Here is an 842-nt window from a genome sequence, read left to right as displayed (position 1 = left end):
AAGCCCGCAGTGCCTGGGGGAACTGCGACTGGATAGGCTCCGGTCGTATGGCCATCGATGGTCTGAAAGAAGTTCAGGAAGCGGTGATGCTGATAGAAGCCGGACTGAGTACCTACGAGAAAGAGTGCGCAAAACGCGGTGACGACTATCAGGAAATTTTTGCCCAGCAGGTCCGTGAAACGATGGAGCGCCGTGCAGCCGGTCTTAAACCGCCCGCCTGGGCGGCTGCAGCATTTGAATCCGGGCTGCGACAATCAACAGAGGAGGAGAAGAGTGACAGCAGAGCTGCGTAATCTCCCGCATATTGCCAGCATGGCCTTTAATGAGCCGCTGATGCTTGAACCCGCCTATGCGCGGGTTTTCTTTTGTGCGCTTGCAGGCCAGCTTGGGATCAGCAGCCTGACGGATGCGGTGTCCGGCGACAGCCTGACTGCCCAGGAGGCACTCGCGACGCTGGCATTATCCGGTGATGATGACGGACCACGACAGGCCCGCAGTTATCAGGTCATGAACGGCATCGCCGTGCTGCCGGTGTCCGGCACGCTGGTCAGCCGGACGCGGGCGCTGCAGCCGTACTCGGGGATGACCGGTTACAACGGCATTATCGCCCGTCTGCAACAGGCTGCCAGCGATCCGATGGTGGACGGCATTCTGCTCGATATGGACACGCCCGGCGGGATGGTGGCGGGGGCATTTGACTGCGCTGACATCATCGCCCGTGTGCGTGACATAAAACCGGTATGGGCGCTTGCCAACGACATGAACTGCAGTGCAGGTCAGTTGCTTGCCAGTGCCGCCTCCCGGCGTCTGGTCACGCAGACCGCCCGGACAGGCTCCATCGG

The 842-nt window shown here is 60.9% G+C and carries 1 protein-coding gene and 1 pseudogene; both read left to right on the top strand.

What is annotated here, in order from left to right; genetic code table 11:
• Window positions 1–293 (top strand): annotated as a pseudogene (locus ACTHSL_RS12810) (phage portal protein); the annotation flags it as partial.
• Window positions 274–842 (top strand): S49 family peptidase (locus ACTHSL_RS12805; RefSeq protein ID WP_440381677.1); only part of this gene is annotated, 569 nt, incomplete at its 3' end. The pseudogene ACTHSL_RS12810 and the gene ACTHSL_RS12805, both read left to right, overlap by 20 nt.

It is taken from the genome of Neisseria sp. P0008.S010 (genome assembly GCF_051962715.1).
In the GTDB taxonomy this organism is placed as follows: domain Bacteria; phylum Pseudomonadota; class Gammaproteobacteria; order Burkholderiales; family Neisseriaceae; genus Neisseria; species Neisseria elongata.
This window is presented reverse-complemented; position numbering and strand designations above follow the sequence as displayed.